Raw genomic sequence first — 8,903 nt, forward strand, 5'->3', positions numbered from 1 at the left:
GGGAAACCTCTCCCTAACCCTCACTCCTGAAATTATGTCACTCCGCCCTTAGTGTCAATCGACGGCTCTCCGTTCTTGCGAGGCGAATAGCAAAATTTTCTGCGCCGCCGGGACTAATTCTGAAAGTTTCTTCGTTTGCTCTTATTTCATTATTGCAGTCGGTATGATACCGGACCTCAATAATTCTCTAAGAAAGGATTTCTTATGAGCGAACAAATCACGTTTGCCACCAGCGATTTTGCCAGTAACCCGGAACCACGTTGCCCCTGCATTCTGCTGCTGGATGTTTCTGGCTCGATGAGTGGCAGACCTATTAATGAACTTAACACCGGATTGGTTACCTTTCGCGATGAGCTGCTTGCCGATTCGCTGGCTTTAAAAAGAGTGGAACTCGGCATTGTGACGTTCGGCCCGGTGCATGTGGAACAACCCTTTACCAGCGCCGCTAATTTTTTTCCGCCCATCCTGTTTGCCCAGGGCGATACACCAATGGGTGCGGCCATTACCAAAGCCCTGGATATGGTAGAGGAGCGGAAACGTGAGTATCGTGCAAATGGTATTTCGTATTATCGCCCGTGGATTTTCCTGATTACCGATGGTGCACCAACCGATGAGTGGCAGGCTGCAGCCAACAAAGTGTTTCGGGGGGAAGAAGATAAAAGGTTTGCTTTCTTTTCCATCGGTGTTCAGGGGGCGGATATGAAGACTCTGGCACAAATCAGCGTTCGTCAGCCTTTGCCTCTGCAAGGATTACAATTCCGTGAACTGTTTAGCTGGTTATCCAGTTCGCTGCGTTCGGTTTCCCGCTCCACGCCGGGAACGGAAGTTGTGCTGGAAGCGCCAAAAGGCTGGACGTCAGTGTGAGCTGGCGTCTGGTTTATGCATCCGCTGTTGGAACGTCGCACATCAGCGCGGACTTGCCTTGCCAGGATGCCTGCCAGATGCAGGTTGCCTGGCTAAATGACCAGCAGCCATTACTGGTGATGTTCCTTGCTGATGGCGCAGGTAGCGTTTCGCAGGGGGGCGAAGGCGCGATGCTCGCCGTCAATGAAGCGATGGCTTATATGTCGCAAAAAGTGCAGGGTGGGGAATTGGGGCTTAATGATATCCTCGCCACGGATATTGTGCTGACCGTTCGTCAGCGACTTTTTGCCGAGGCGGAAGCCAAAGAATTAGCAGTTCGCGATTTTGCCTGCACGTTTCTGGGATTGATTTCATCGGCTAATGGCACCTTGATTATGCAGATTGGCGATGGCGGCGTGGTGGTGGATTTTGGTCACGGTCTGCAATTGCCGCTTACGCCGATGGTGGGTGAATATGCCAATATGACGCACTTCATTACCGATGAAGATGCCGTTTCCAGACTGGAAACTTTCACCAGCACTGAGCGTGTGCATAAAGTTGCAGCATTTACGGATGGTATCCAGCGACTGGCGTTAAATATGTTGGATAATTCTCCGCATGTGCCTTTCTTTACCCCGTTTTTCAATGGACTGGCGTCAGCAACGCAGGAACAACTCGATTTATTACCTGAATTGTTAAAGCAGTTTTTGTCCAGCCCGGCGGTAAACGAGCGTACGGATGATGATAAAACGTTGGCACTGGCGCTGTGGTTACCATGAAACCCACTTTATATACTGCTACTGGCGAGTGCGTTACGCCAGGCCGTGAACTGGGCAAAGGCGGTGAAGGCGCGGTTTATGATATCAATGAGTTTGTCGATAGCGTCGCCAAGATTTATCACACGCCGCCACCCGCCTTAAAACAGGACAAACTTGCCTTTATGGCTGCGACAGCTGACGCGCAATTGTTGAATTATGTCGCCTGGCCGCAGGCAACGCTTCACGGTGGACGAGGCGGAAAAGTTATCGGTTTTATGATGCCAAAAGTTTCTGGTAAAGAACCGATTCATATGATCTATAGCCCGGCACATCGTCGTCAACGTTACCCTCATTGTGCGTGGGATTTTCTACTCTATGTTGCGCGCAATATTGCTTCATCTTTTGCTACGGTTCACGAGCACGGGCATGTCGTGGGTGACGTAAACCAGAACAGTTTTATGGTAGGTCGCGACAGCAAAGTGGTGTTGATTGATAGCGACTCCTTTCAGATTAACGCCAATGGCACACTGCATTTATGCGAAGTCGGCGTGTCGCATTTTACGCCGCCAGAGCTACAAACCTTGTCGTCATTTGTCGGCTTTGAACGCACAGAAAATCACGGTAATTTTGGCCTTGCGTTGCTGATTTTTCACGTCTTGTTTGGTGGCCGGCATCCTTATTCTGGTGTGCCGCTTATCTCTGATGCGGGTAATGCGCTGGAGACGGATATTACCCATTTCCGTTATGCCTACGCGTCAGATAATCAGCGACGTGGTTTAAAACCGCCGCCACGATCGATTCCGCTATCGATGTTACCGAGTGATGTTGAAGCCATGTTTCAGCAGGCATTCACGGAAAGTGGCGTGGCAACCGGGCGTCCGACGGCTAAAGCGTGGGTAGCGGCGCTTGATTCTCTGCGCCAACAGTTAAAGAAATGTCCCGTTTCGGCAATGCATGTTTATCCCGCTCATTTGACCGACTGCCTGTGGTGTACGCTGGATAATCAAGGCGTTATCTATTTTATTGATCTCGGCGAAGAGGTCATTACCACCGGCGGGGATTTTGTGCTGGCAAAAGTCTGGGCGATGGTGATGGCGTCAGTAGCACCGCCAGCATTGCAACTGCCATTACCCGATCATTTCCAACCGACTGGCAGGCCGCTTCCTTTAGGCCTGTTACGGCGCGAATACATCATTCTGCTTGAGATCGCACTGTCAGCATTATCGCTGCTGCTTTGCGGCCTTCAGGCAGAACCGCGTTATATTATTTTGGTTCCTGTGCTGGCGGCTATCTGGATTATTGGCAGTCTGACAAGCAAAGCGTACAAAGCAGAAGTTCAGCAACGCCGTGAGGCATTTAATCGTGCGAAAATGGACTATGACCATTTAGTCCGCCAGATCCAGCAGGTAGGCGGCCTGGAAGGTTTTATCGCCAAACGGACGATGCTCGAAAAAATGAAGGACGAAATTCTCGGGTTACCGGAAGAAGAGAAACTCGCTCTGGCAGCACTTCATGACACTGCAAGGGAACGGCAGAAGTAGAAGTTTCTGGAGGGATTTTTTATTGATGTTGCCTCTATTCCCGGCGTTGGCCCTGCGCGTAAAGCGGCGTTATGGTCTTTTGGTATTGAAACAGCAGCAGGTGTTACCCGTCGTGGCGTTAAGCAAGTTAAAGGGTTTGGTGATCATCTGACCCAGGCGGTCATCGACTGGAAAGCGAGCTGTGAACGCCGTTTTGTGTTCAGGCCGAACGAAGCGGTAACGCCAGCAGACAGACAGGCGGTAATGGCGAAAATGGCCGCCAAACGACATCGGCTGGAATCGACGTTGACTGTCGGCGCGACAGAGTTGCAGCGATTCCGCCTTCATGCTCCAGCACGGACCATGCCGTTGATGGAACCGTTACGTCAGGCGGCAGAAAAACTGGCTCAGGCGCAGGCTGATTTAAGCCGCTGCTGAGCCATTTTCTTTTAACGAAATACCACTTCCGCCCAGCGTGCCAGCCCGGCGGTGACGGAGCCAAAGTCATCGCCGCCTGCAATCGGAATGCCCGGCAACTGTTCTGCCAGCGCTTTTTTAATCAGCGGAGAACGGGCGCTACCGCCGGTCAGGTAGATAACGTCCGGTTTTTCCTGGGCGTTATCCAGGGCCAGTTGCACCTGTTCCAGAATCCGCGCCAGTGGCTGGCTGAGGGCGCTTTCCAGCCCTCGCTGGCTAATCAGCGTAGCCAGTTCATTGCTGATAAACGGCAGTGAGGCGCGGGTTTCCGCTACGCTTGAAAGAGCAATTTTGCACTCTTCTGCGCTACGCACCAGGCGATAGCTTAAACGCTGACGCCAGACTTTCTGTAACAGGGCCACTTTTTCCGGTTCGCGGGCATCGCGTACCAGATCGTTAAGCAGACGACCGTTGGCACTACTGTAGAAATCACTCTGTGCAGGAACGTCGTTGATGGCAACCGCATTCCACCACGGCAGGATCGGCAGGGCGATGCCTTTTTCGGTTTCGCCACCCATACCCAGCAGTGGCATCAGGTTTTTAAACGCTAGGGCGATATCCAGATCGTTACCGCCAATACGACAACCACTGTGACCCAGCAGACTGGCTTCACGATCGAGACGCGAACGCCACTGCGGCCCCATCAGCAGCAATGAACAGTCAGTCGTACCACCGCCGATATCCACCACCAGCACCCGTTTTTCTTCCTGCAAGGTGGCTTCGTAATCCAGCCCAGCCGCTACCGGCTCGTACTGGAATACCACATCCTTAAACCCGGCACGCTTCGCCGCGCGTTCCAGAATCCCCTGCGCCTGGGCGTTTGCTTCATCGCCGCCCAGCCCCTGGAAGTTGATCGGGCGACCAATCACCGCCTGAGTAATTGCTTCTGGCAGCTGCGCCTGCGCCTGCTGGCGAATGTGCAACATCATTGCGCAGACCAGATCCTCAAACAGCGCTACCTGCTGCGGTTTTAAGCCGCTGGCACCGAGGAACGATTTTGGTGATTTCACAAACCACACTTCTTCTGGATCATCAATGTACTGTGCCAGTGAGGAAAGACCGAACTGCACGCTTTTCGCTGTAACATCGATATCTTCTTCGCGGTTATAACGAATCGCCCGTCGTAACAACGCCTGCGTTTCATCGTCGTCTGCCGGAACGTCATGATGGCGGTACAGCCATTCGCTTACCGCTTCACGCGTTGGCGCGCAAAGCATTGAAGGCAGCAGCGTGCTGTCGTTTTCCATTTTTAGCAAATGCGGTTTACCGTCACGCATGACCGCCACTGAACAGTTTGCTGTACCGTAATCAAAACCAATAAACACGAAATAATCCCCATGCCGGTGAAGAAGGGGCGTGACTTTAGCGAAATGTTGCCGTCGCGACAACCGGAATATGAAAGCAAAGCGTAACGTCTGAATAACGTTTATGCTGAAAGCGGATGAATAAGGAGATGCGATGTATATCCTGAACTGGCAGCCGCCGTATGACTGGTCGTGGATGTTGGGATTTCTCGCCGCCCGTGCGGTGAGTGGTGTGGAAACGGTCGCGGACAGTTATTATGCCCGTAGTCTGGCAGTGGGCGAATATCGCGGCGTGGTGACTGCTATTCCGGATATAGCCCGCCATACTCTGCACATAAATTTAAGTGCAGGTTTAGAACCCGTTGCCGCTGAGTGTCTGGCGAAAATGAGCCGCCTGCTTGATCTGCAATGTAACCCGCAGATTGTTAACGGTGCGTTGGGCAAGTTAGGCGCGGCGCGGCCCGGATTGCGTTTACCCGGCAGTGTTGATGCTTTTGAGCAGGGCGTGCGGGCGATTTTAGGCCAACTGGTGAGCGTGGCGATGGCGGCAAAATTGACCGCCAGAGTGGCACAGCTTTATGGCGAACGGCTGGATGATTTTCCGGAGTATATCTGCTTCCCCACGCCTCAGCGGCTGGCAGCAGCCGACCCGCAGGCATTAAAAGCGTTAGGTATGCCGTTGAAACGGGCAGAGGCGCTGATTCATCTGGCAAATGCGGCGCTGGAGGGCACCTTACCAATGACAATACCGGGCGATGTGGAGCAGGCGATGAAAACGCTGCAAACTTTTCCGGGTATCGGGCGCTGGACGGCGAATTATTTCGCCTTGCGCGGCTGGCAGGCGAAAGATGTTTTTCTGCCGGATGATTATCTGATTAAACAGCGATTTCTGGGGATGACACCGGCACAAATCCGCCGTTATGCCGAGCGCTGGAAGCCCTGGCGTTCTTATGCGCTGTTGCATATCTGGTATACGGAAGGCTGGCAACCAGACGAAGCATGACGTTGGTCGCCGGAAGCGGTGCGAGCGCCTTATCCCGCCTGCGGAATGAGCGATTTGTAGGCCTGATAAGACGCGTTAGCATCGCATCAGGCAATGGGCAAACGCTCTCTCAGTTAATCGCGAAATAACTGCTATTCACCAGCAAATCCAGCGGTTGGGCATCGGCAATCACATCACCATAAATCAGATCGACGCCGATGCCAGAAAGCGTATCCATCACTAAGGGTAAAACGACTGGCCCGGCGATGGTTTTCATCCCGAGTCGCTGAGCGTGCCCCTGAATAATCGTAATCAGCATCTCATCCATCAAATTACCCTGCACGTTGGCGCATAACTCACCATCAAGTAGCAGGTAATCTGCCATATTCGCTTTCAGCGAGTTGAAGATTTGCAGATCGCGGCCCACCTGGCTGAGCACTATCCGACATCCCGCCAGCCGCAGTTTTTGCACGCTTTCTGCGTGATCTAAAATCGCTTCAGCCGGAATAATCAGATGTAATAACCGTGGTGGTAGAGGGCTATTTTCCAGCTGCTCAAGCAGATCATTCACCAGCGTGGCGCTACTCAAACCGGCAACGGAAAGGGGGAGGGCGATGCTTATGCCTTTACTGGCAACCGCTTTTGCGGCCTGCTGGAAAAATTCGTGGAATACCCGTCGGTCAAGAGCATGGCTAAGTGCCGGATCGCTGAAGCTACGACGAAATTTTTGTTCATCAATAATCTCGCCTTCGCAACTCCAGAGCTTAAGTGAAATCAGCCACAAATTACGCGCTTCCGGGATCCGCGGCGAAGCGACACCGTGGGCGATCATCATCAACTGATTCTCTTTAATCATCCGCCACTGTTCATCAAGCGACATCGCCGCCCGTTCGCTATGTGCGGCAGCTTGCTGTGGTTCGTAACCGTCACCCGGCCCCGTCCACCATTTTTGGAGGCATAACAGGCGATATCAGCCTGCGACATCACTTCTGCCGCCTGATGATTGTTGTCATCAATCAAGGTAATCCCGGCACTGGCACCTACCCGATGCACACGGCCTTCCCATATAAAGTGATAATCATTCACGGCACTGATAATGCGTGTAGCGATAAAACGCGCACTTTCGATATTACAGTCTGGCAACAGTAGACCAAATTCATCACCACCGAGTCGCGCCAGCACGTCGCTGGAGCGCAGCATACTCAGCATCAACGACGCCAGTTCGCGCAGTAAAGCGTCACCCGCCGCATGCCCGGCGCTGTCATTCACCGCTTTAAAGCGATCAAGATCGATAAACACCAGGGCATGTCGCTGATGTGTACTGTTTACCGTTTGCAGCAGGATACGCAGTTGCTTCTCAAAATTGGCGCGATTGGCGAGATGCGTCAGTGCATCATGGGAGGCGCTGTAGCTCAGCTGGCGCAGCATTTTGCGTGATTCGGTGACGTCCTGAATCACCAGTACAGAGCCTATATTGCTGCCGTCCAGAGTACTTAACGGCGTAATACTGTAATGCACGTCGTAACTGCCGCCGTTCCGGCAGTGCAACACCACATCTTGTTCAATCGCGGAACGTGAGGTGTCGGCACTGTAAATGTTCTCCATTAATGGTCCGTTGTCGCCAAAAGTAATATGCAACACCGTCAGGAGCGGAACACCTAATGCTTCTTCCTGCGTCCAGCCGCTCATCTTCTCCGCCGCTGGATTCATAAAGGTAATTTTCATCGCCATATCAATACAGACCACGGCTTCACCGATGGAATCCAGCGTAATGTGCAGGCGCTCTTTTTCCTGAAACAATGCCTCGTTAAGCTGTTTAACCTCGGTCATATCCATATTAATGCCGAGCAGGCGTTCGACTTCGCCTTCTTTATTCAGTACCCGGTTGGCGAGGGCGCGGATATGGCGGATGCCATCTTTCACGGCAATGCGAAATTCCAGCTTAAAGGGCGAGCGTGATTGCAACGAATCACTTTTTCGGCATGCTGGCGATCTTCCGGCAGCACGCACTCGTACCACACCTGCCAGTTCGGTTTGATATGCGGAGGAATTTCATACAGCTCGAACATCCGCTTATCCCAGCTAAAAATATTCGGCTTCAGCTCCCACTCCCAGATGCCAATCCCGCCCGCTTCGTTAGCCAGCGTGATGCGCTCCATCAGTTGCTGATTCACCTGTTCGGTGCGTTTTAGCTCGTTAATGTCTTCAATCTGAGCGATAAAATAGAGCGGCGTGCCATCCGTGTGGCGCACCAGTGAGACGGCAAGCAACGCCCAGACAACATCGCCATTGCGGTTGTAGTAGCGTTTTTCCATTGAATAGGTGTTTATTTCACCGCTTATCAGCTTTTCAACCTGTTGGAGATCTTTATTGAGATCCTCCGGCCAGGTCAGTTGCTGAAAGGTGAGTCCGCACAGCTCTTCCTGACTGTAACCGAGAAACTGGCAGAGTGCTTTGTTGGATTGCAGCCATTGTCCCTCGGTGCCCACTAACGCCATACCGATAGCGGAATATTCCATCGCGTTCCGAAAGCGGGTTTCGCTTTCGGAAATGTGTTTGCGTTCCGCACGAAAGGCATACATCACCATGGTCATGATGTTGGCGGGCAGCAGGATCAGCAAAAACGGTAGCCACGGCATATGGCTCATCAGGTACGTACGCGGCGTAGCAAGCAGGGAGGGATCCGCGGCCATCATCAGCGACACCATCATCACCGTGGTAAGGAAGATCAAAAAGGCTTCCATTCGTGGCAGGCGCACGGCGCTCCACATCAACAGCACAATAATGAAAGTAAAAGGCCACGGCAGATACAGCATCGAAAGCCAGCTTAACGTCAGTGTGATGGCTAACGTGAGCAGCGACTCAAAAAGCAACCGTGGGTTGCGATGGCGCAGCAGATAGTGTGGTTTAAATAACAATCCCAGCGGCACCAGTGCCAGAGCGCCGATGGATTCTGACAGTACCCATATCAAAAATGCCCTGAGAGGATCGTCTCCGGGCGTCAGCAGGACAACCAGCC

At 52.6% G+C, this 8,903-nt stretch carries 4 protein-coding genes and 2 pseudogenes; 4 read left to right on the forward strand and 2 right to left on the reverse strand.

All coding sequences use genetic code 11. The annotated features are described in order from the left end of the window. The first annotated feature begins 204 nt into the window (after window positions 1-204). The 3 genes and pseudogenes from ACUU1I_RS17870 to yegI all read left to right on the forward strand — a co-directional run bounded on the left by ACUU1I_RS17870 (window position 205) and on the right by yegI (window position 3,559). Window positions 205-864, forward strand: a complete 660-nt coding sequence (locus ACUU1I_RS17870) for a vWA domain-containing protein (protein WP_000003200.1) — start codon at window positions 205-207, stop codon at window positions 862-864. Next, complete coding sequence (locus ACUU1I_RS17875; protein ID WP_000119071.1) at window positions 861-1,622, forward strand: PP2C family serine/threonine-protein phosphatase; 762 nt, start codon at window positions 861-863, stop codon at window positions 1,620-1,622. The genes ACUU1I_RS17870 and ACUU1I_RS17875 overlap by 4 nt, the downstream gene beginning before the upstream one ends. Further along, window positions 1,619-3,559: pseudogene (yegI, locus tag ACUU1I_RS17880) on the forward strand (protein kinase YegI). The gene ACUU1I_RS17875 and the pseudogene yegI overlap by 4 nt, the downstream one beginning before the upstream one ends. Before the next feature lie 11 nt (window positions 3,560-3,570). Here yegI and yegD read toward each other — a convergent pair. Next, window positions 3,571-4,923, reverse strand: a complete 1,353-nt coding sequence (yegD, locus tag ACUU1I_RS17885) for a molecular chaperone (RefSeq protein WP_000469678.1) — start codon at window positions 4,921-4,923, stop codon at window positions 3,571-3,573. 133 nt (window positions 4,924-5,056) lie between these two features. Between yegD and alkA the strand changes: the two genes are divergently transcribed. Beyond that, window positions 5,057-5,905 (forward strand): DNA-3-methyladenine glycosylase 2, encoded by an 849-nt coding sequence (gene alkA / locus ACUU1I_RS17890; RefSeq protein WP_000275665.1) that lies wholly within the window; start codon window positions 5,057-5,059, stop codon window positions 5,903-5,905. A gap of 109 nt (window positions 5,906-6,014) precedes the next feature. Here the strand turns inward: alkA and ACUU1I_RS17895 are convergent. Then, window positions 6,015-8,903, reverse strand: a pseudogene (locus ACUU1I_RS17895) (diguanylate cyclase); the annotation flags it as partial.

Source organism: Shigella sp. SIG3 (assembly GCF_053555855.1).

Bases quoted from the DNA above. Each gene is read 5' to 3' on its own strand.
- ACUU1I_RS17870 (WP_000003200.1), top strand. From the start codon at position 205: ATGAGCGAACAAATCACGTTTGCCACCAGCGATTTTGCCAGTAACCCG.
- alkA (WP_000275665.1), top strand. From the start codon at position 5,057: ATGTATATCCTGAACTGGCAGCCGCCGTATGACTGGTCGTGGATGTTG.